This window comes from Pseudarthrobacter leeuwenhoeki, from assembly GCF_055412885.1.
Window position 1 is genome coordinate 290 of sequence record NZ_JBVAYY010000001.1, and the last position, 21,277, is coordinate 21,566.

A 21,277-nucleotide genomic window follows, 5' to 3' on the forward strand; every position below is an offset into this window, starting at 1 on the left:
CGGCTGGCTACTCTGCTATGTCGGCGTGGGTTGGGGCGTACGCCCGCGGCTGGCTACTCTGCTATGTCGGCGTGGGTTGGGGCGTACGCCCGCGGCTGGCTACTCTGCGATGTCGAGGTGCGTCAGGGTGTGCACACGCACCGCGGGCGTGCCGCGGCGGCGGCCAGGGTCCGGGGCGCGGGCTGAGTGAATCCGCTATGAAAACGGACAGCCGCCACGTGGATCCACGTAGCGGCTGTCCGAAATCGGCGCGGGTTACCGGAACTACAGCACCCGGCTGAGGAACTCCTTGGTGCGGGGATGCTGCGGGTTGGTCAGGACCTTCTGGGGATCGCCGGATTCCACCACGACGCCGTCGTCCATGAACGTCAGGCGGTCGCCAACTTCACGGGCAAAGCCGATCTCGTGGGTCACCACAATCATGGTGATGCCTGACTTGGCGAGGTCCTTCATGACGTTCAGGACATCGCCCACCAGCTCGGGGTCCAGCGCGGAGGTGGGTTCATCGAAGAGCATCAGCTCCGGATCCATGGCGAGGGCGCGGGCAATGGCCACCCGCTGCTGCTGCCCGCCGGAAAGCTGCGACGGGTAGTGGCCGGAATGGTCCGAGAGCCCCACGCGGTCCAGCAGTTCCATGGCCCGCTTCCGGGCAGCATCCCGGGACTGGCCCTTGACCTGGACCGGTGCCTCCATGACGTTGTAGAGGGCTGTCTTGTGCGGGAACAGGTTGAAGCGCTGGAACACCATGCCGATCTCGCGGCGCTGGGAGGCGATCTCCTTGGTTGTGAGGTCATGAAGCCGGCCGTTGACTTCGCGGTAGCCGATCAGCTTCCCGCCCACGGAGATACGGCCCGCGCTGATGGTCTCCAACAGGTTAATGCACCGCAGCATGGTGGACTTGCCGGACCCGGACGGGCCGATGACCACGGACACCTCGCCCCGGTTCACCTCCAGGTCGATGCCGCGCAGCACGTGGTGGTGGCCGTAGAACTTGTGGAGGCCCTCGATCCGCACCAGCGGTGTCTCAGTGGTAATCGTCATTTTGCCTCCTCCACGGGAAAGTTCTTCGTCACGGCGGGCCCGGCCGTGCCGCTCGGCGCACCGGCGCGGGCGGCCTTGGCTGCCGCCGGGTTGATCGCGGCCGGAGCAAGGTTGTCCACTCCCTTGCCGTAGTAGGCCTCAATGTAATGCTGGCCCACCATCAACACGCTGGTGATCACGAGGTACCAGATAGCCGCCACGATCAGCAGAGGCACCGGCAGATAGGTCCGGTTGGCCAGGGTGTTCGTGGCAAACGTCAGGTCCAGGGTGAACGGCACGGCCAGGACCAGGGAGGTGGTCTTGAGCATGCCGATGGTCTCGTTGCCGGTAGGCGGCACGATCACCCGCATGGCTTGCGGCAGGACGATCCGCCACATGATCTTGGTCTTGCCCATGCCCAGGGCCTCGGCAGCTTCCTCCTGGCCGCGGTCCACTGACTTGAGGCCGGCCCGGAAAATTTCCGCCAGGTAGGCTGACTCGTTCAGGCCCAGGCCCAGGATGGCCGCGGCCGTGGTTGTGATCACAGCGCTCGTGTCCAGGCTGAACCACTCGGGTCCGAACGGGACGCCGGCGGTGATCTTGGGGTACAGGACGGAGATCAGGCCCCAGAACACCAACTGGGTGTACACCGGAGTGCCGCGGAAGAACCAGACCCAGGCCCAGCTGGACGAGCGGAGCACCGGGTTCTCCGATTGGCGCATGAAGGCCAGAAGGACGGCCAGGACAATGGCCAGGACCATGGAGGCCACGGTCAGCAGCAGCGTCCAGCCGACACCCTGAATCACCTTGGTATCAAGGATGTAGGTCCCGACGATGTCCCAGCGGAAATTGGGGTTGGTGAACAGGCTCTGCAGGAACAGCGCGAGCGCGCCGAGGATGATGATGGCGCTGATCCAGCGGCCCGGGTGCCGGACGGGCACCGGCTTGTTTAGTACTACCGGTGCCTCGTCCTTGCCCTGATCACTGTCCATCTGTGCACCTGGTGTGTGGCCGGTTGCGGGAAGACTCAAGAGCCGACCGCCGGGTTGACCTCGGACTTGGTGATGGCGCCGTCGGCGTTACCCCAGCCTTCCAGGATCTTCTTGTACGAGCCGTCCTCGATGAGCTTGCTGACGGTCTTCTGGATGACCTCGGCCAGGGCCATGTCCGACTTGGCCACAGCGATCCCCTGCGGGGCGGAATCGTAGACGTCGCCGAGTTTTTCGATCTGGCCGTTGGTCTGGGTGATGCCGTAGCCAATGATCGGCGAATCGGCTGCCATCGCTTCGACGCTGCCGTTGACCAGCCGGGTGGTGATGTCCGTCTGGTTCTTGAGCGTCACGATGTTGATGGGCTGCTTGCCCTCGGCCTCGCACTTCTTGCTCCGGTCCGTCAGGTCCGGATCTTCCTGGACGGTACCGGTCTGCACACCGACGGACTTGCCGCAGAGGTCATCGAGGGAGATCTTCTTCGGGTTGCCCTTCTGCACGGCCCAGGCGGTGCCGGCGTTGAAGTAGCTGACCATGTTGACCGCTTCGAGCCGCTCCGGGTTGATCGTGAAGGAGGAGATGCCGAGATCGTACTTCGGGCCCAGGGCCGGGAGGATGCCGGTGAATTCGGACGTCTGGACCTGGACCTTCAGGCCCAGGGTGGCGCCGATCGCCTTGGCGATGTCGACGTCGTAGCCCACGGGGGTCTGGCCGTCGTTGCCGAGGAATTCCGCGGGGGCGTAGGTGGTATCCGAGCCCACGGTCAGGGTGCCCTTGGACTTGATGGCCTCCGGCACCATGGCCGCCAGGGCGTCGTCCTTCTGGACGGTGCCGGGGTCGAAACTGGCCGCAGCGCTGCCGGACGGCGTCGCCGCGCCGGGGGTTCCGGATTCGGAGGCGTTGGTGCAGGCGGACAGAGACAGTGCGCCGATGGCAAGCATGGTGGCTGCCTTGAGGGTGGAGGTGCCCAGGAGCGAACGGGAGATCTGCATTTTCTTACCTTTTCGTCGCAGGAGGGGTGCATAACTGAGTTGGTTTATAGTGTATCGCCGAACAAGAGATGTGCGTCACAGGAAACTAAGTTTCACTATGGGATAACTGTTTCGGGGTTGAACGCAAGACTTTCACACGCTGGAGTGTCTGAAATCCCGGATTGAGGAACCGGAATTCCCGGACTCTAGCTGCTGATGCCGAGGGACTCCAGCATGGGCCGGAACTTCGCCCAGGTTTCGGCGAGTTCGGCTTCCGGCACGGAGCCCTCGACGATGCCACAGCCGGCGTACAGCCGCACGGTGTCCGGGGACTCGATGACGGCGCCGCGCAGCGCGATGCCCCATTCGCCGTTGCCGGCCGCGTCGAGCCAGCCGACCGGTCCGGCGTAGGGGCCGCGGTCCAGGTGCTCCAGCTTGCGGATCAGCGCGCCCGCCACGGTGGTCGGTGTGCCGCAGACCGCCGCCGTGGGATGCAGGGCATTAATCAGCGCGAGGCAGGTGGGCACATGGCCCTCCACCTCGGCGAGCTCCGCTTTGACGTCCGAGGCGAGGTGCCAGACGTTGGGCAGCTCCAGGATGAAGGGTTCGCTGTGGGCGTTCATCGCTTCCGAGAACGGTGCCAGCTGCGTGGTCAGCGACGCGATGGCGATGTCGTGTTCATGCCGCTGCTTCTCGGATCCAGCCAGCACGCGCTCGGCGAACTCCAGCGGCGAGCCGTCCATCCCGTCGGCGTCGCGGCGGTCCAGGGTGCCGGCCAGGACGCGGGCCTGCGCGGTGCGGCCCTCCACCTGGATCAGCATCTCCGGGGTCGCGCCCACGAGCCCGTCCACCCCGTAGGTCCAGCATTCGCGGTAGCGGACGGCAAGCTGGCGCAGGATCTCGGCGGCATTGACCCCGGCCGGGACGGTGGCCACGATGTCGCGGGCCAGCACCAGCTTCTCCAGCGCCCCGGTGCGGATTTCCGCCACGCCCGCGGCCACAGCCGCCATCCAGTCTTCCTCGCTGAGGGAACCGGTGTGCAGCGTCGCCCCGGCGGCCAGCGGCACAGGACGCACGACGGCGGCGCCAGGCTGGGTGGCGACGCCGGCCTGGGTGCCGTTCCCGGCGGTGCCGTTGCCGGCGGTGCCGTTGCCGGCGGTGCCGTCCGCAGCGGTGCCGATTGCGGCAGTGCCGGATCCCGGCGTCGGGCCGTCCGCCGGCGTGCCGGCAGCACGTCCACCGGCCAGCCAGCGGTCCAGCGCGGCGCGGGCGCCCGCTGCGGTGAGGCCGCCGTCGTCGAACGTCATCTGGGTGAGCCAGGCCTTGCCGTCACGCAGGCCGACGACGATTTCGGGAACGATCAGCCTTGAGGCGTGCGCGGAGGCTTTGGAGAAGGCGAAGGAGCCGAACGCGACGGGGCCGGTGCCGGGCCAGCCCACGGGATCATCGATCTCGGCCTCGAGGACCAGGTGGCGCCACCAAATGTCCGCCTCGAGGAAACGCTCGGGTCCCGTGGCGGTGAACCGGGCCACCTCGCCGAAGCCGACCAGGCCGGCTTCGCGGCGGGTCCAGCAGAGGAGGTCGTCCCGGACCAGAAACGACGGCAGCCCCCCGGGGAATGATTCTGCATCGAGGGGGACTGTCAAGGTTCGGAACGCGCTCGTCATAGTGAGACAACACTACTCCCGCACCGCCGGAGGACCCGCCCCGGCGCCGCGGAGGCCCGGTTCAGCCCCAGTTCAGGGCGTGGTTGGGCGAGTTGGGCGCCGGTTAGGGCGTGTGCTGATCATTTGAGACAATGACAGGGTGAACCGAGCATCCTTGGATAAGCGTCCGGACGAAGTAGCCACGATGTTTGACGACGTCGCCCCCAAATACGACGTCGTCAACGATGTCCTGTCGATGGGACAGACGCGCCGATGGCGCAAGATTGTGGTCGAAGCCATGGAGGTGAAGAGCGGCCAGCGGGTGCTCGATCTCGCCGCCGGAACCGGCACTTCCAGCGAACCGTATGCCGACGCCGGCATCGACGTGATCGCCTGCGACTTCTCCCTCGGCATGCTCAAGGTCGGCAAGCGCCGCCGCCCCGACATCGACTTCATCGCCGGTGACGCCACACGCCTGCCGTTCGCGGACAACACCTTCGATGCCAGCACCATCTCCTTCGGGCTGCGCAACGTCAACGAACCGAAGAAGGCCCTGGCCGAGATGCTGCGGGTCACCAAGCCCGGCGGCAAGCTGGTCATCGCAGAGTTCTCCCAGCCCGTGGTGCCGCTGTGGCGCACCATGTACACCGAATACCTCATGCGCGCCCTGCCCGCGATCGCCGTCAAGGTCGCCTCCAACCCGGACGCCTACGTCTACCTCGCCGAGTCCATCCGCGCCTGGCCGGACCAGGACCACCTCGCCGCCTGGCTGCAGGAATCCGGCTGGGACAAGGTTTCCTACCGCAACCTCAGCGGCGGGATCGTCGCCGTGCACCGCGCCGTCAAGCCCGGCGCCGGGGCCGGCCCCGCAACGGACCCTGCCGCGGGCGCGAAGGCGCTGGCGAACCACACCGGACCGGTGGCGAAGCTGCGCCGCAACATCATCCGGCCCGCGCGTTAGCCCGTCGCCGCCGTGAAAGTGACACCGTGAAAGTACTGATCGTCGGAGCCGGTCCGGCCGGATCCACTGCCGCCTATTACCTGGCGCAGGCGGGCATCGACGTCACGGTGCTGGAAAAAACCAGCTTCCCCCGCGAAAAGGTCTGCGGCGACGGACTCACCCCCCGCGCCGTCCGCGAGATCCAGAAGCTCGGCCTGCCGCACCCCGAAGCTGAGGGCTGGCGCCGCAACAAGGGCCTGCGACTGCTGGCCGGCGGCCGCAGCATCGAACTGCCCTGGCCCGAGGTCTCCGACTTCCCGCAGTACGGCCTGATCCGCACCCGCCTGGGCTTCGACGAGGAACTGGCCCGGCACGCCCGGTCCGCGGGCGCCGTCGTGCTCGAACGCCACAGCGTCACCGAGGCACTGCGCTCCGACGACGGCCGCGTCACCGGGGTCCGCGCGGCCCTGCTGGACGAATCCGGCCGCAAGACGGGGGAGACCCGGGACTTCGCCGCCGACGTTGTGCTCGCTGCGGACGGGAACTCCAGCCGCACCGCCGTGTCGCTGGGCATCGGCAAGCGCGATGACCGGCCGCTCGGCGTCGCCGTCCGCACCTATTTCACCTCCCCGCGGCACGACGACGACTGGATGGAAGGCTGGCTGGAACTCCCCGGCCGCGACGGAAAGCTGCTGCCCGGCTACGGCTGGGTGTTCGGCGTCGGCGACGGCACCTCCAACGTGGGCCTGGGGATCCTGAACTCGTCCAAGGAATTCGGCAAGCTGGACTACAAGCAGGTCCTGCGCGAATGGACCGCCGGCATGCCCGCCGAGTGGGGCTTCACCCCGGAGAACCAGGTCGGCGAGATCCGCGGCGCCGCGCTGCCGATGGGCTTCAACCGCACCCCGCACTACTCGCCCGGCCTGCTGCTGCTCGGCGACGCCGGCGGCATGGTCTCCCCGTTCAACGGCGAGGGCATCTCCTACGCCATGGAGTCCGCCCGGTTCGCGGCCGAGTTCATCATCGACGGCGCCGCCCGCTCGGCCTCGGCCGGCTGGAGCGAGGCCGACGCCGACGCGCACCTCGCCCGGTACGCGGACTACGTGCGGGACCAGTGGGGGTCGCACTTCACCCTGGGCCGGGCCTTCGCGGCCCTGATCGGCAAGCCGGCCGTGATGAAACTGGCCCTCCGGACGGGCATGCCCATTCCTGTCCTGATGCGCTTCGTGGTCCGGCTGCTGGCCAACCTGACCGATCCCGCGGCCAAGGGCTTCGAGGACCGCGTCATCCGGGTGCTGGAATCGCTGGTCCCGGCGACGTCCAACCAGGGCGCCCCTTCTCACACCAGCACCAACTCCCCGGTTTCCGCAACAAAAGTTAGGGTTAACCCGTGACCAACTCTGCAGACCAAAGCTGGACGCACGCCGGACACGGCCTGCCGAGCTCCGAGCCCAGCCTCAACACCACCGCGATCGCCACCGGATTGCAGCTGCCGGCCGGCTTTGCCGCGATCGCCGGGGACCCCGAACTGGGGCCTGCGATCACCACCAACCTGGCCCGCGTGGAGAAGAAGCTGCGCGAAGCCATTGCCAACTCCGATCCGCTGGCTGACGCGACGTCGCGCCACCTCGTGGAAGCCGGCGGCAAGCGCATCCGGCCTTTGTTGACGCTGCTCTGCGCCCACCTCGGTGATGCCTCCCGGCCCGCCGTGGTGCAGGCCGCCGTCGTCGTTGAACTGACCCACCTGGCGACGCTCTACCACGACGACGTGATGGACTCCGCGCCGTTCCGCCGCGGCGCCCCCACGGCCCACGAGGTCTGGGGCAACTCCGTCGCGGTCCTGACCGGCGACCTGATCTTTGCCCGCGCGTCCATCCTGGTCTCCGAACTCGGGTCCCGCGCGCTGGGCATCCAGGCCCGCACCTTTGAACGGCTCTGCCTGGGCCAGCTGCACGAAACCGTGGGCCCGCGCCCGGACGAGGACCCGGTGGAGCATTACCTCTCGGTCATCGCGGACAAGACCGGTTCGCTCGTGGCGGCCTCCGGTCAGCTCGGCGCGATCTTCTCCGGCGCCGACGAAGCCTACGAGCCGATGCTGGTCGAGTACGGCGAGAAGGTGGGAGTGGCCTTCCAGCTCGCCGACGACGTCATCGACGTCACCGGCGTTAAGGTCAAGTCCGGCAAGTCCCCGGGCACCGACCTGCGCGAAGGTGTGCCGACGCTGCCCGTGCTGCTGCTGCGCAAAAAGGCCGAGGCCGGCGACCAGTCCGCCTTCGAACTCCTGAAGCTCATCGACGGCGACCTCAGCTCCGACGAGGCCCTCGCAGCCGCCGTCGCCGGCCTGCGGGAACACCCCGTCACGGCGGAATCCTGGGTGGTGGCCCGGGCCTGGGCCGACGAGGCGATTGCCGCCCTCGCGCCGCTGCCCGAGGGTGTGGTCAAGACCTCGCTGAGCAACTTCGCGCTGGCCGTGGTGGACCGCGCCAGCTGAGCTTGGCGGGGTTTCTTCGGTAGGCGGGGCACCTGGCAGCTGCTGCCCTGGCGCGGGCCGCCGGCGGCGGCACTCCCGGCGCTTCCCCCATAGCGGGTTCTCCGGCTTAAACGGAATGGCCCCGGTTCGTTACAACGTTTCCAGTCATCCGTTGTGTCGAACCGGGGCCATTTCTCCGTTCGCATCAGATCCACCGGAGGCATTTGGTGAACCCATGAATGAGCATATGACAGAAATGTCACGCTGTCTATGGTCTGTGTAAATTGCTTGTCACAGGATTGTTGGGTGATTCCCGGCGGACTTTCCCCACGTATCAACGTTTCAATGACCGAACCCCTGGCCTGTCGCTGCGGCACGCCGTGGGGGTGTCTGATAAGTGGGGAAATCCGGCGGGGAGTTTGTCCACATAGTCCAACCGCCGGGTCTAGGACGTGGTCACCGCCGGGTCTGCTGGAGTCATGGACCTCACCGAGTACTTGAAATACGCCGGCTCGGTGGCCCGGACGGCGACGCTGTTGCAGGCCGGATTCACCGAACGGACCATCAGGAGCACCCTGGCTGCCGGGCAGGCGGTGCGGTTGCGGCACGGAGTAGTGGCGCTGCACGGTGCGCAGCCGGACCTCGTTGCCGCCGTGCTGGCCAACGGCCTGCTGTGCTGCGCCTCGGCGGCCCCGCACCACGGGCTCTGGAGACTTTTTGCCCCGGAGCGGCCGCATCTGCTGTGCCGGCATGGCTCGGCTGTCGGCGTCGTGGTTCATCGTGGCAGTGTGGTGCCGCCGGATTTCCCCCGCCCGGTGGCCGGGTTGACCGACTCGTTGCTGCATGCCGTGCGATGCCTGCCAGCCGTGGAAGCCGCGGTCATGGTCGAAAGCGCCCTGGTTCAGGGCCGCACCACGCTCGGCTATCTCGGGGAACGTCTTCCGGGAAACCGAAACGGAGGGGCACGCAGGGTCCTGGGGCTGGTCGACGGAACCGCGGACTCCGCGATAGAAGTTGTGGCCAGGCTGCTGTTCCGGAGTGAAGGGATCTTCACCCAGACGCAGATGGACCTGCCGGGAATCGGCATCGTGGATTTCCTGCTGGAAGGCTTCCTTATCGTGGAGATCGATGGAAGCACACACCTGGAAGCCCGGCAGGTCAAGAAAGACCGCCTGAGGAACAATGCCAGCACACTCACCGGCTACGCCGTACTCCGGTACGGGTACCAGGACGTTGTCTACAACCCGCAGAAGATCGTCCGGGAAGTGTGGCAGGTTCTGCGGGGCCGGGTGGTGCGCTGAGATTCCCCACTTGTGGCTTCCCGACGCCGGGAATCCCCGGCGGTTCGGGGCAACACGCGGGTTGCGCCAGTCAAAGGTGGGGAGAATCCGCCGGCCAGAGGAGCCTAGTCCTCGTCCTCGCCGTTGAACGCCCACTCGAACATGTCGAAGACGAACTCGGAGAACGTGCCTTCTTCGCTCTTCCACTGGCCGCGGGCGTTGTTGCGGCGGTACACGATCGGGTCCGGGACGCTGAGGTCGCCGACCCGGAATCCCCAGGTGAACTGTTCTTCCTCGTCCTCGAGGAACATGAGGAAGCCTTCGTCATCGACTTCCAGCTCTTCGGGGTCCCAGAAGTAGTGGTACGCCTCCATGATGTCCTCGCAGCCGCCGACCGCGAGGTAGAACTCCCGCAGCACCATCGGCACCTGGAACTGGTGCTCGGCGAGAGCCTCGTCCAGCTCCCCGGTCTGGAGGCCATCCTCTTCCTGCCATTCGTCTTCGAGATACTTTGGAACAAGCGCGCGGAACTTCTCGAGGAACATGTCAGTCATAGTACTTATCCTAGCTAATCCCGGGGCCCGCCATTCGCCGCGCCCAGGCCGAACCGGTGCCAGCCGTGGACCGCCAGCGGAACGTGCCACTGGCGCCGCCAGGCCGTGACGCGGAAGGCGAAAACGAGGGCCGCAACGGCCCCCGCGGTGACCGCATTGAAGGTGCCGGTGACGGACAGGGCCATGGTCAGTGCCGCCCCCGCAAACGCCGGCAGCGCGTAGATGTCCTTCGGGTCGAACAGCTGCGGCACCTCATTGGCGGTGATGTCGCGCAGCAGTCCGCCGCCCACCGCCGTTGTGACCCCAAGGAGCACCGCAGAAATCGGGTTCATCCCGGCGGCCATCGCCTTGAGGGTTCCGGTGATGCAGAAGAGGGCCAGGCCGCCGGCGTCGAACAGGATGAGCAGCGAGGTGTAGCGCTGGACACTGGAGAACAGGAAGTAGACCAGCGCCGCGGCCAGCAGTGGCGGCGCCAGGTAGGCCGGGTTGGTGAAGGCCGCTGGCGGTCCGGCGTTGATGATGATGTCGCGGATGACGCCGCCGCCCAGGCTCACCACCGAGGCCAGCAGCAGGGAGCCGATGATGTCGAACTGTTTCCGCGCCGCGAGCAGGGATCCGGAGACCGCGAAGAAGAAGACACCGGCCAGGTCCAGCCAGAGCAGGACAGCGCTGAAGGAAAAAGTCATGGAGGGTCCCGGTGGGATATCAGGGGGCGGATGGGGCGGCTCCAAGGCTACGCTAACGGCTATGAATAGCCCCATCCTGATCGCCTGCGCCCACGGCACCTCCAGCACCGAGGGTGCCGCCGAAGTCAACGCCCTCCGGGACGGGATCGCCGCGCTGCGGCCCGGACTCGACGTCCGCGCGGCCCACGTCGACGTCCAGGACCCCGGGCTGCCGGACGTCGTCGCGGGCCTGCCGGCGGGGGAGGCCGCCGTCGTGGTCCCGCTGCTGCTCAGCGTCGGGTACCACGTCAAGGTGGACATCGCCCGGGCCGTCACGAGCCGCCCGGACACCCGCGCGGCCGCCCCGCTGGGGCCCGATCCGCGGCTCGCGGCGCTGCTGGACGTCCGGCTCCGGGAGGCCGGCGTGACCGACAACGACGCCGTGATCCTCGCCGCTGCCGGGTCCTCCGACCCCACCGCCGCGCAGAATGTCGAGGAACTCACGGGCCAGCTGCGTGCCCTGCGGTCCAACCGCATCGTCGCCGCGTACGGGGCGTCCGCGAAGCCGTCGGTGCCCGAGGCCGTGGCCATGCTCCGCGAGGAGGCCGCCGGCGGCGCCGGCGCGGGGGAGCCCGCCGGGGCAGTGGACCCGGGCGGCCGTGTGGTCATCGCGGCCTACCTGCTGGCCCCGGGCTTCTTCCACGACCAGCTCCACAAGGCCGGCGCGGACCTCGTCACCGCGGCGCTGCTGCCGTCCCCGGTGCTCGCCGAAATCGCGCTGGAACGCTACGACGCCGCCCTCGCCGCCGGCGCCTGACGCGCGCCCTCGCCGCCGGCGCCTGATCCGCCTGGGGCGCGGCCGGCGCCTGAACCGCACCCCGCGCCATGCACACGGCCCCCGCCACTTCAAGGCCCGCCGACGCTTCGTGACGATTTGTTGCCCAGGGTGACCCCGCGTTTCCGGACCTTTGAAACGGCATTACGGCCACCCCTACAGTCGATCCATGACTGATACAGCTCTAGCCGGAGCGCCCGCGGACCAGGGGTCCCCGGCCCGCACCAAGCGCCCCACCTCCCGCCCCGCCGCCAAGCCGCACGGGCAGTGGAAAGTGGACGGCACCGCGCCGCTGAACGCCAACGAAACCTGGAAGCAGGAGGACAGCGGCCTCAACGTCCGCGAGCGGATCGAGTCCGTCTACTCCAAGCACGGCTTCGATTCGATCGACGGCACGGACCTGCACGGCCGCTTCCGCTGGTGGGGTCTCTACACCCAGCGCAAGCCCGGGATCGACGGCGGCAAGACCGCCACGCTCGAACCGCACGAGCTCGAGGACAAATACTTTATGCTGCGGGTCCGGATCGACGGCGGCGCCCTCACCACCGGGCAGCTGCGCGTCATCGGCCAGATCTCCGTCGACTTCGGCCGCGACTCCGCCGACCTCACCGACCGCCAGAACATCCAGCTGCACTGGATCCGGGTCGAGGACGTCCCGGAAATCTGGCGCCGCCTCGAAGCGGTGGACCTGTCCACCACGGAAGCCTGCGGCGACGTGCCCCGCGTCATCCTCGGCTCCCCGGTCGCCGGCATCGCCAGGGACGAGATCATTGACCCGACGCCGCTGATCCACGAGCTCGCCGAGCGGTTCATCGGCGACCCGGAACTGGCCAACCTGCCGCGCAAGTTCAAGACCGCCATCACCGGCCACCCCAGCCAGGACGTCGTACACGAGATCAACGACGTCGCCCTGGTGGGCCTGGTCCATCCCGAGCTCGGCGTCGGCTACGACCTCTGGGTGGGCGGCGCGCTCTCCACCAACCCGATGCTGGGCAAGCGCCTCGGCGCCTTCGTCCGACCGGACCAGGCCGCCGACGTCTGGCTCGGCGTCACCAGCATCTTCCGCGACTACGGCTACCGGCGCATGCGCACCAAGGCCCGGCTGAAGTTCCTGCTGGCCGACTGGGGCCCGGTGAAGTTCCGCCGGGTCCTCGAGGACGAATACCTCGGCTACAAGCTCGACGACGGCCCGGCCGCGCCCAAGCCCTCCACCCCGGGCGACCACATCGGCGTGCACGAGCAGAAGGACGGCAGGTTCTTCATCGGCGCCACCCCGCTGGCCGGACGCCTCTCCGGCGGCCAGCTCGTGAAGCTCGCCGACACCCTGGAAGCCCGCGGCTCGCACCGGCTGCGCACCACCCCGCACCAGAAGCTCGTCGTCCTCGACGTGCCCAAAGACCAGGTGGAACCCCTCGTCGCCGAACTCGACGCCCTGGGCCTCTCCGCCCGCCCGTCGGTGTTCCGCCGCGGCACCATCGCCTGCACCGGGATCGAATACTGCAAGCTCGCCATCGTCGAAACCAAGCTCACGGCCGCCACCGCCGTCGCCGAGCTGGAACGCCGCCTCGCCGACCTGGTCGAGACCCGGCAGCTCCCGCAGGCACTGTCGTTGCACATCAACGGGTGCCCCAACTCCTGCGCCCGGATCCAGACCGCGGACATCGGCCTCAAGGGCATGATGCTTCCCACGCCCGACGGCGGCCCCACCCCGGGGTTCCAGGTCCACCTTGGCGGCGGGCTGGCCTCCGACAGCCGCGAGGAAGCGGGCCTCGGACGCACCGTCCGCGGCCTCAAGGTCACGGCGGATGACCTTCCCGACTACGTGGAGCGCGTGGTCCGGAAGTTCGTGGCCAGCCACTCCGAGGGCCAGACCTTCGCCGAGTGGGCCTTCGCGGCGGACGAGGATGACCTGCTGTGAGCAGGCACGCCCTGGGCGCGGACCCCGTGCTCCGCACCCACGACGAACTCAAGGCCGTCGCCGAATCCGGCGCCGCCGAGCTCGGCTGGGACGCCCCGGCCCGCGAGGTGATCGCCTGGGTGGCGCGCAACTTCGAGCTGCCCGCCGTCGCCGTCGCCTGCTCCATGGCCGACGCCGTCCTGCCGGCGCTCGTCGCCGACCAGCTGCCCGGCGTCGACGTGCTCTTCCTGGAGACCGGCTACCACTTCCCGGAAACCTTCGCGACCCGCAACGAGGTCGCGGCGAACCTGCGCGTCACCGTCGTCGACGTGCTGCCGGAGAGCACCGTGGAGCAGCAGGACCGGCTGCTCGGCAAGGACCTCTTCGCCAGCGACCCCGCCCGGTGCTGCGCGCTGCGCAAGGTGGCCCCGCTGCGCCGCACCCTGGCCGGCTACGAACTCTGGTTCACCGGCGTCCGCCGCGACGAGGCCCCCACCCGCACCAACACCCCGCTGGTGACGTGGGACGAGACCAACGCCCTGGTCAAGGTCAACCCGGTTGCGGCCTGGAGCTTTGACCAGCTGGTCCAGTACTCGAACGACTTCCTCCTCCCCGTCAACCCGCTGCTGTCACAGGGCTACCCGTCGATTGGCTGCCAGCCCTGCACCCGCAAGGTAGCGCCGGGCGATGACCCCCGCGCCGGACGCTGGGCAGGAACCGACAAGACAGAATGCGGACTTCACGTATGAGCACACAAATTATCGAGGACCGGGCAATCGGCGTCGCATCACCGGCGCGCCTCTCCAGCCTGGACACGCTCGAGTCCGAGGCGATCCACATCATCCGCGAGGTTGTTGCCGAGTTTGAGAAGCCTGCGCTGCTGTTCTCCGGCGGCAAGGATTCCGTGGTGATGCTGCACCTGGCCACCAAGGCGTTCTGGCCGGGCAGGGTGCCGTTTCCCGTGCTGCACGTGGACACCGGGCACAACTTTCCCGAGGTCCTCGAGTTCCGGGACCGGACCGTGGAGCGGCTGGGGCTCAGGCTCGTCGTCGGCAGTGTGCAGGAGTTCATCGATTCCGGCGAGCTGGCCGAGCGTGCCGACGGCACCCGCAACCCGCTGCAGACCGTCCCGCTGCTGGACGCGATCCAGCGCAACAAGTTCGACGCCGTGTTCGGCGGCGGCCGCCGCGACGAGGACAAGGCCCGGGCCAAGGAACGGATCCTGAGCCTGCGCGACGAGTTCGGCCAGTGGGACCCGCGCAACCAGCGTCCCGAGCTGTGGAACCTCTACAACGGCCGGCACACCGTGGGCCAGCACGTCCGCGCGTTCCCGATCAGCAACTGGACCGAACTCGACGTCTGGCGCTACATCGAGCGCGAAAACATCGACCTCCCGCACCTCTACTACGCCCACGACCGCGAGGTCTTCGCCCGCGATGGCATGTGGCGCGCGGTCGGCGAGGTCTCCCAGCCCCGCGACACCGAACGCGTCATCACCAAAACCGTCCGCTACCGGACCGTCGGCGACATGTCCTGCACCGGCGCCGTGGAATCGGCCGCCGCCACCGTGCGCGACGTCGTGATCGAAGTTGCCGCCTCCACCATCACCGAACGTGGCGCCACCCGCGCGGATGACCGCATCTCCGAGGCCGCCATGGAAGACCGCAAGAAGGACGGCTATTTCTAATGAGCACTTCAATCACGGCATCGGGCGTGGGCCCACGCCGGCAGGGTTCCCTGGCCGAGCGAAGCGAGGTTAGGGAGCCGGTGGGGACCCTGTTCCGCTTCGCCACCGCCGGATCGGTCGACGACGGCAAGTCCACCCTGGTGGGCCGGCTCCTGCACGACTCCAAGGCGATCCTCGCTGACCAGCTCGACGCCGTCGCCCGCACCTCCGCGGAGCGCGGTTTCGGCGGGGCCGGCGCGGCCGGGGACCCCAGCGGGAAACAGCGGATTGACCTGGCGCTGCTCACCGACGGCCTGCGCGCCGAGCGGGAACAGGGCATCACCATCGACGTCGCCTACCGCTACTTCGCCACGGACCGCCGCAGCTTCATCCTCGCGGACTGCCCCGGGCACGTGCAGTACACCAAGAACACGGTGACCGGTGCGTCCACCGCGGACGCCGTCGTCGTGCTCATCGACGCCCGCAAGGGTGTCCTCGAACAGACCCGCCGGCACCTGTCCGTGCTGCAGCTGCTGCGCGTGGCGCACGTGATTGTCGCCGTGAACAAGATCGACCTGGTGGACTTCAGCGAGGCCATATTCCGCGGGATCGAGGCCGACGTGCAGAAGGTGGGACGCGAGCTCGGACTCGGCCGTGACGAATCAAATACAGGCGGTATTACCGATCTTTTCGTGGTTCCAGTGTCCGCGCTCGACGGCGACAACGTCGTGGACCGCTCGGACCGCACACCCTGGTACGGCGGGCCGGCCCTGCTCGAGGTCCTGGAGACCCTGCCGGCCGCGGACGAACTCGAAAGCCACCTGGAGAGCTTCCGTTTCCCGGTGCAGCTCGTGGTCCGGCCGCAGGGGGCGCTGGCTCCCGACGCCGTCGCCGGCGGACTCGACGTCGAGGCCTACCGCGACTACCGCGCCTACGCCGGCCAGATCACCGAGGGCTCTGTGAAACTGGGGGACCAGGTCAGCGTCCTCACTCCGGGCCAGGCGCCGCGCACCACCACGGTGACCGGCATCGACTTCGCGGGACGGCGGCTCACCGAGGCCATGGCCCCGCAGTCCGTGGCCCTGCGCCTGGCGGACGAGTTCGACGTCGCACGCGGGGACACGATCGCGGCGGCCGGGCCTGCCGGTGGCGGAATACCGGAAGCCTCGGCCGACCTGTACGCCGCGCTGTGCTGGCTTTCACCGAAACCGCTTCGCGAGGGCGCCAAGGTGCTGGTCAAGCACGGCACCCGCACGGTCCAGGCGCTGGTCCGGAACGTGACCGGGAAGCTGGACCTCGCCACCTTCCAGCTCGAGCCCACCACCACGCTGGAGCTCAACGACATTGGGCATGCCCAGCTGCGGCTGGCCGCACCGCTGCCGGTGGAGAACTACCTGCACCACCGCCGCACCGGGGCGTTCCTGGTGATCGACCCGCAGGACGGCAACACCCTCGCCGCCGGCCTCGTCAAGGACCACCCCGGTGACCACGAGGACGAGCGCTACTCGATCTGAGCTTCGTGGCTGGCACTGCCCCGCCCCGCAGTACCGGCCTTGTCCCACGCCGGTAATGCGGGGCGTAGCCGTTCCCAGGGGGTATCTCGGGAGCGGGAGCGGGCGTCATGCGCTGGAAGCCCCCTCATCGCCTCCGGGTCGCCGGACACGTGCGGGCTCGCGGGGAAAACTTACGGCGATCCCGCGCGTTTGCGGCGAAGTCGCCGTCCAGGACCCTTGCCAGCCGGCCGGTGCGCCACGATCATCGTTCTGGGAGGCGCCGTGGAAGTCATCAACAACAAGCTGTTCAACTGGGCATCGATCCTGGATGACAAGACCCGCGAACAGGCCCTGGCCACCGCGCAGCTGTCCATCATCTATCCGCACCTGGCGCTGATGCCGGACGCCCACCTGGGCCTGGGCGCCACCGTGGGATCCGTCATCCCCACCCTCGGCGCCGTCATCCCGGCGGCCGTGGGCGTTGACATCGGCTGCGGCATGATCGCCGTCCGCACGCAGTACGCCGTGAAGGATCTCCCCAAGGACCGCAAACGGCTGCGCGAGGGCATTGAGCACGCCGTTCCGCTGTCCGCAGGCCACTACAACCATGCGATCAGCGCCACCGCCGCACCCCGGATTGACCAGCTGCGGCGGCTGGCAGCCCTGGCGCACTTCGACCCCGCCCAGTACGCCGCGAACTGGACACTGCAGCTGGGCTCACTGGGCTCGGGCAACCACTTCATCGAGGTGTGCGCGGACGAGACGAACGCCGTGTGGCTCTGCTGAACCGCGAGGAGATGATGGACCGGGTGGTCCGGGAGTTTGAATCCTGGACCGGCGGCTCCGTCCGGGAGGCCGAACGGATCAACTGCCACCACAACTTCACCGCGAAGGAACACCACTACGGCAAGTCCGTCTGGGTCTCGCGCAAGGGAGCGATCCGGGCCGAGGCGGGGGACCCCGGGCTGATTCCCGGTTCCATGGGCACCGCGTCCTACGTTGTGGTGGGCCTGGGAAACCGCGAGTCCCTGAACTCCTCGCCGCACGGCGCCGGGCGGGAATACTCCAGGCACGCCGCGCAGAAGATCTTCACCCTGGCCGAGCTGAAGACCGCCATGCAGGGCATCGAATTCCGGCCCAGCAAGGCCTTCATCGACGAGATCCCGGCGGCGTACAAACCCATTGACCAGGTGATGCGCGACTCCGCGGACCTGGTCAAGATACGGCACAAGCTCCGGCAGCTCGTCAACGTTAAAGGCGATTAATCCGCCCTGAATCCGAGGCAAAGCCCGGATGGCGGCCCGGACGGCGGGCCCGCATGTGACGCTGCATGAACTCCCGTGACCCCGGGTTTCCGGGCCGTTGAACCGGGCTCCACACACTCCCTATGGTGAAGCAATGACACCCACGGAACGGCTCTCCCATGGCCCCGGCAGCCGGGCACCGTCGGGGCGATGTCGGCGGCGCTGACTACCCGCCCGGCCTCCCCGCACCCCCAGGAACAGGACTTTCCGCATGTCACGCCGCCCGAACAGCCCCACCCCCGGAACCACCCCCGGCCAGACCCCCGGAACCACCAGGATCGTCGCCGGTGAATCGGCCACGCCCGGGCGCAGGCGCATCCTGGAGATCGGCCTGGCTGCCGGCCTCGTGCTGCTGATCGGCACCGGCGCCGCCGTCGCGTCCACGGTGTCCCGCACCAACGACGCCGCCCCTGCAGCCACCCCGGCTGCCGAACTCAAGCTCGGCTACTTCGGCAACATCACCCACGCCCCGGCCCTCATCGGGGTCAGCCAGGGCCTGATAGCGAAGAGCCTCGGCGACACCAGGCTCAGCACCCAGGTCTTCAACGCCGGCCCCGCCGCGATCGAGGCCCTCAACGCCGGCGCCCTCGACGCCACCTACATCGGCCCCAACCCCGCTCTCAACTCATACGTCAAGAGCAGGGGCGAATCGGTCAGCATCATCGCCGGCGCCGCGTCCGGCGGGGCGCAGCTGGTGGTCAAACCCGGGATCAGCTCAGCCGCTGACCTGGCAGGCAAGAAGCTCGCGACGCCGCAGCTCGGCGGCACCCAGGACGTGGCACTCCGCGCCTGGCTCGGGCAGCAGGGCTACCGAACCAGCACCGACGGCAGCGGCGACGTCGCCATCAACCCCACCGAGAACGCCCAGACCCTGAAGCTCTTCCAGGACGGAAAGCTCGACGGCGCGTGGCTGCCGGAGCCCTGGGCCTCCCGCCTGGTGCTCGAGGCCGGCGCGAAGGTCCTGGTCGACGAAAACGACCTGTGGGAGAAGGGTGAGTTCATCACCACCGTCCTGATCGTCAACAAGAAGTTCGCCGCCGCGCACCCGGACACGGTCAAGGCGCTGCTGAAGGGCCACGTCGAATCCGTGGACTGGCTCAACGCCGCCCCCGCGGCGGAGAAGTCCACGGTCCTCAACGCCGCGCTCCAGGACTCCGCCGGCGCGGCCCTGCCCGCTGACGTGATGGACCGTTCGCTGACGAACATCGCCTTCACCGTCGACCCGCTCGCCGGAACGTACACGAAACTGCTCCAGGACGGCGTCGACGCCGGCACCACCAGACAGGCCGACATCACCGGCATCTTCGACCTGGCGGCCCTGAACAGCGTCCTCGGCGAGGGCGCCACCGGCACAAAGATTTCAGCGCAGGGACTGGGCGAGGACTAACCAGTTCCTTCCCAGCCCGGCAACAGAAGTGCCAACAGAAGTAAGGACGTGACCATGCCAGTCGTACTGGAAAACCTGGGCAAGCGTTTCGGCGACGGCGCTCCGGTGCTGGACGACGTCAACGCCACCATCGGGCAGGGCGAGTTCGTCGCCCTGCTCGGCGCCTCCGGCTGCGGCAAGTCCACCCTGCTGAACATCATGGCGGGCCTGGAGGTGCCGACGTCGGGCGCCCTGGAGGTGCCGAGCGACGGAGCCGCGTTTATGTTCCAGGACGCTGCGCTGTTCCCCTGGCTGACCGCGCGGGAGAACATCGAGCTGGCCCTGAAGCTGCGCGGCGTCGGGAGGGCCGAGCGCCGGGTCAAGGCCGGCGAGCTGCTGGACCTCGTGCACCTGGGCGGTGCGGGGGACAAACGCCCGCACGAGCTCTCCGGCGGGATGCGCCAGCGCGTCGCCCTGGCCCGCTCCCTGGCGCAGGACCGGCAGCTGCTCCTGATGGACGAGCCGTTCGCGGCGCTGGACGCGATCACCCGCGACCTGCTGCACGACGAGCTGGAGCGGATCTGGAAGGAAACCGGGCGCACCATCGTCTTCGTCACCCACAACGTGCGCGAAGCTGTCCGGCTGGGCCAGCGCGTGCTGCTGCTCTCCTCCCGGCCCGGCCGCGTGGTGCGCGAATGGCACGTCAGCGAAGAGCACCGCACCGACGCCGGACTGGCCGGCCAGCTCACCGGCGAAATCACCGCCCGGCTACGCGAGGAGATCCGCCGCCATGCCAAATAAACCAACATCGCTGGTGGAGCCCGCCGGGACCCGCCACATCACCGCGGCCTTGACCCGGTCCCCGACCGGCCCGGCTGACCTGCGCGAGCTCAAGGCCGGGCTGGATTCACTGCAGTCCGACGCCGTGCGCACGGCCCGCGTCGACTGGAGCCGGGTCCTGCTGCCGGTGGCCGCAATTGTGGTGCTGCTGATCATCTGGCAGCTCTACGTGTCGATGGGCTTCAAACGGCAGGACCTGGTCCCCGGCCCGCTGGATGTGCTGGGCCAGTTCGGCAACCTCTGGGCCGACGGCAAACTGCAGGATGCGGTCTGGACCTCGCTGCAGCGCGGACTCATCGGGTTCCTGATCAGCGTGGCCATCGCCACCCCGGTCGGGCTGCTCTTGGCCCAGGTTGCCCCGCTGCGCCGCGCCTTCGGACCGCTGATTTCCGGGCTCCAGGTGCTTCCCTCCGTGGCCTGGGTGCCAGCGGCGATCATCTGGTTCGGCCTCACCGACGCCACCGTGTACTTCGTGGTGTTCATGGGCGCCATCCCCTCGATCATCAACGGGCTGATCTCCGGCGTCGACCAGATCCCGCCGCAGTACCGCAGCGTTGGGAAAGTCCTGGGCGCGTCCCGGCTCCAGCTGGCCCTGCAGATCATCCTTCCCGCCGCATTGCCGGGGTACCTGGGCGGACTCAAGCAGGGCTGGGCGTTCTCCTGGCGCTCGCTGATGGCCGCGGAGATCATCGCCGTCGGCGGGTCCATCGGATTCGGCCTGGGCTCCATGCTGAACCAGGGCCGCGACCTGTCCGACATGACCATCGTCATGTCCGCGATCCTGCTGATCCTCGCTGTTGGCATCCTGATTGAACTGCTCGTCTTTGGCCCGATCGAGAAACGCCTGCTCCGCCGTCGGGGCCTCCTCGCCGGCAGCACCCGCTAACCCCACCCCCACCAAGCAACGCGGGGTCACTTACGGCCCATAATTGACTGGTTTATGGGCGATAGGTGACCCCGCGTTCTTGGCAGAGATACCGCCGCCAGCTTGGCGGGATCTCGTTCGCGCTGCACATGGGGAAGTCCACCGGGACGCTGATGCGCAGATAGGCCGGGCTCTTTGATTCGATGGTCAGCGTGGCACCGGCGGCGTCCGTGCTTCGGGTAACCACCCAGCCCGCGGGTACTGCGTCCGTGCCCTCGAAGGCAGGGAATCCGTGCCGCTTCAGAACGGGATCACCCACGGCGAAAATCGCCACCGAATCCGGGACGCTTGCCGGGGTGATGAAGGAATCCTCGGCATCCAGGGCATCCCCCCGTGTCGTGCAACCGCCACAACTGTGTGACGTGGCATTACCCCGCGTGAACGGGTGTTTCCGGACCGTTGTCCCGCCATATGAC

The 21,277-nt window shown here is 68.3% G+C and carries 18 protein-coding genes and 1 pseudogene; 13 read left to right on the forward strand and 6 right to left on the reverse strand.

Annotated elements, in window-relative coordinates; all coding sequences use genetic code 11:
• Window positions 1-264: 264 nt before the first annotated feature.
• The 4 genes from ACZYX4_RS00005 to ACZYX4_RS00020 all read right to left on the reverse strand — a co-directional run bounded on the left by ACZYX4_RS00005 (window position 265) and on the right by ACZYX4_RS00020 (window position 4,647).
• Window positions 265-1,041, reverse strand: a complete 777-nt coding sequence (locus ACZYX4_RS00005; RefSeq protein WP_463872776.1) for an amino acid ABC transporter ATP-binding protein — start codon at window positions 1,039-1,041, stop codon at window positions 265-267.
• Entirely contained in the window at window positions 1,038-2,012 is a 975-nt protein-coding gene (locus ACZYX4_RS00010) for an amino acid ABC transporter permease (protein WP_463872777.1), read from the reverse strand. Before ACZYX4_RS00010 ends, ACZYX4_RS00005 begins: the two co-directional genes overlap by 4 nt.
• 35 nt (window positions 2,013-2,047) lie before the next feature.
• Complete coding sequence (locus tag ACZYX4_RS00015) at window positions 2,048-3,001, reverse strand: ABC transporter substrate-binding protein (protein ID WP_463872779.1); 954 nt, start codon at window positions 2,999-3,001, stop codon at window positions 2,048-2,050.
• A 185-nt stretch (window positions 3,002-3,186) separates the two neighbouring features.
• Complete coding sequence (locus tag ACZYX4_RS00020; protein WP_463872781.1) at window positions 3,187-4,647, reverse strand: isochorismate synthase; 1,461 nt, start codon at window positions 4,645-4,647, stop codon at window positions 3,187-3,189.
• Between the two features lie 139 nt (window positions 4,648-4,786).
• On the opposite strand from ACZYX4_RS00020, the gene ACZYX4_RS00025 reads away from it, so the two are divergent.
• From ACZYX4_RS00025 to ACZYX4_RS00040, 4 genes are all read left to right on the forward strand, one after another.
• Complete coding sequence (locus tag ACZYX4_RS00025; protein ID WP_463872782.1) at window positions 4,787-5,587, forward strand: demethylmenaquinone methyltransferase; 801 nt, start codon at window positions 4,787-4,789, stop codon at window positions 5,585-5,587.
• A gap of 26 nt (window positions 5,588-5,613) precedes the next feature.
• Window positions 5,614-6,960, forward strand: coding sequence for a geranylgeranyl reductase family protein (locus ACZYX4_RS00030; protein WP_463872783.1), 1,347 nt, complete (start codon window positions 5,614-5,616; stop codon window positions 6,958-6,960).
• The gene (locus tag ACZYX4_RS00035) at window positions 6,957-8,057 is read left to right on the forward strand and encodes a polyprenyl synthetase family protein (RefSeq protein ID WP_463872784.1); all 1,101 of its coding nucleotides are present in this window, start codon (window positions 6,957-6,959) and stop codon (window positions 8,055-8,057) included. Before ACZYX4_RS00030 ends, ACZYX4_RS00035 begins: the two co-directional genes overlap by 4 nt.
• A 458-nt stretch (window positions 8,058-8,515) precedes the next feature.
• Window positions 8,516-9,337 carry an endonuclease domain-containing protein gene (locus tag ACZYX4_RS00040; protein ID WP_463872786.1) on the forward strand — a complete coding sequence of 274 codons (822 nt, stop codon included), beginning with the start codon at window positions 8,516-8,518 and terminating at the stop codon, window positions 9,335-9,337.
• A gap of 104 nt (window positions 9,338-9,441) precedes the next feature.
• On the opposite strand, the gene ACZYX4_RS00045 is transcribed toward ACZYX4_RS00040, so the two are convergent.
• The gene (locus ACZYX4_RS00045) at window positions 9,442-9,870 is read right to left on the reverse strand and encodes a hypothetical protein (RefSeq protein ID WP_463872789.1); all 429 of its coding nucleotides are present in this window, start codon (window positions 9,868-9,870) and stop codon (window positions 9,442-9,444) included.
• 14 nt (window positions 9,871-9,884) lie between these two features.
• Entirely contained in the window at window positions 9,885-10,556 is a 672-nt protein-coding gene (locus tag ACZYX4_RS00050; protein ID WP_463872791.1) for a trimeric intracellular cation channel family protein, read from the reverse strand.
• A 61-nt stretch (window positions 10,557-10,617) separates the two neighbouring features.
• Between ACZYX4_RS00050 and ACZYX4_RS00055 the strand changes: the two genes are divergently transcribed.
• From ACZYX4_RS00055 to ACZYX4_RS00095, 9 genes and pseudogenes are all read left to right on the forward strand, one after another.
• Entirely contained in the window at window positions 10,618-11,352 is a 735-nt protein-coding gene (locus tag ACZYX4_RS00055) for a sirohydrochlorin chelatase (protein WP_463872792.1), read from the forward strand.
• A 187-nt stretch (window positions 11,353-11,539) separates the two neighbouring features.
• On the forward strand, window positions 11,540-13,288 hold the full coding sequence (locus ACZYX4_RS00060) for a nitrite/sulfite reductase (protein ID WP_463872794.1): 1,749 nt from the start codon (window positions 11,540-11,542) through the stop codon (window positions 13,286-13,288).
• Window positions 13,285-14,016, forward strand: coding sequence for a phosphoadenylyl-sulfate reductase (locus ACZYX4_RS00065; RefSeq protein WP_463872796.1), 732 nt, complete (start codon window positions 13,285-13,287; stop codon window positions 14,014-14,016). The genes ACZYX4_RS00060 and ACZYX4_RS00065 overlap by 4 nt, the downstream gene beginning before the upstream one ends.
• Window positions 14,013-14,954 (forward strand): sulfate adenylyltransferase subunit CysD, encoded by a 942-nt coding sequence (gene cysD / locus ACZYX4_RS00070; RefSeq protein ID WP_463872798.1) that lies wholly within the window; start codon window positions 14,013-14,015, stop codon window positions 14,952-14,954. Before ACZYX4_RS00065 ends, cysD begins: the two co-directional genes overlap by 4 nt.
• Window positions 14,954-16,447, forward strand: coding sequence for a sulfate adenylyltransferase subunit 1 (locus tag ACZYX4_RS00075; RefSeq protein WP_463872800.1), 1,494 nt, complete (start codon window positions 14,954-14,956; stop codon window positions 16,445-16,447). The genes cysD and ACZYX4_RS00075 overlap by 1 nt, the downstream gene beginning before the upstream one ends.
• 261 nt (window positions 16,448-16,708) lie before the next feature.
• Window positions 16,709-17,691, forward strand: a pseudogene (locus tag ACZYX4_RS00080) (RtcB family protein).
• 250 nt (window positions 17,692-17,941) lie between these two features.
• Window positions 17,942-19,117 (forward strand): ABC transporter substrate-binding protein, encoded by a 1,176-nt coding sequence (locus ACZYX4_RS00085; RefSeq protein ID WP_463872802.1) that lies wholly within the window; start codon window positions 17,942-17,944, stop codon window positions 19,115-19,117.
• Window positions 19,118-19,171: 54 nt separating this feature from the next.
• On the forward strand, window positions 19,172-19,897 hold the full coding sequence (locus ACZYX4_RS00090; RefSeq protein WP_463872804.1) for an ABC transporter ATP-binding protein: 726 nt from the start codon (window positions 19,172-19,174) through the stop codon (window positions 19,895-19,897).
• Window positions 19,887-20,822: an ABC transporter permease gene (locus ACZYX4_RS00095; protein WP_463872806.1), complete on the forward strand. Its 936-nt coding sequence runs from the start codon at window positions 19,887-19,889 to the stop codon at window positions 20,820-20,822. The genes ACZYX4_RS00090 and ACZYX4_RS00095 overlap by 11 nt, the downstream gene beginning before the upstream one ends.
• Window positions 20,823-21,277: the final 455 nt, after the last annotated feature.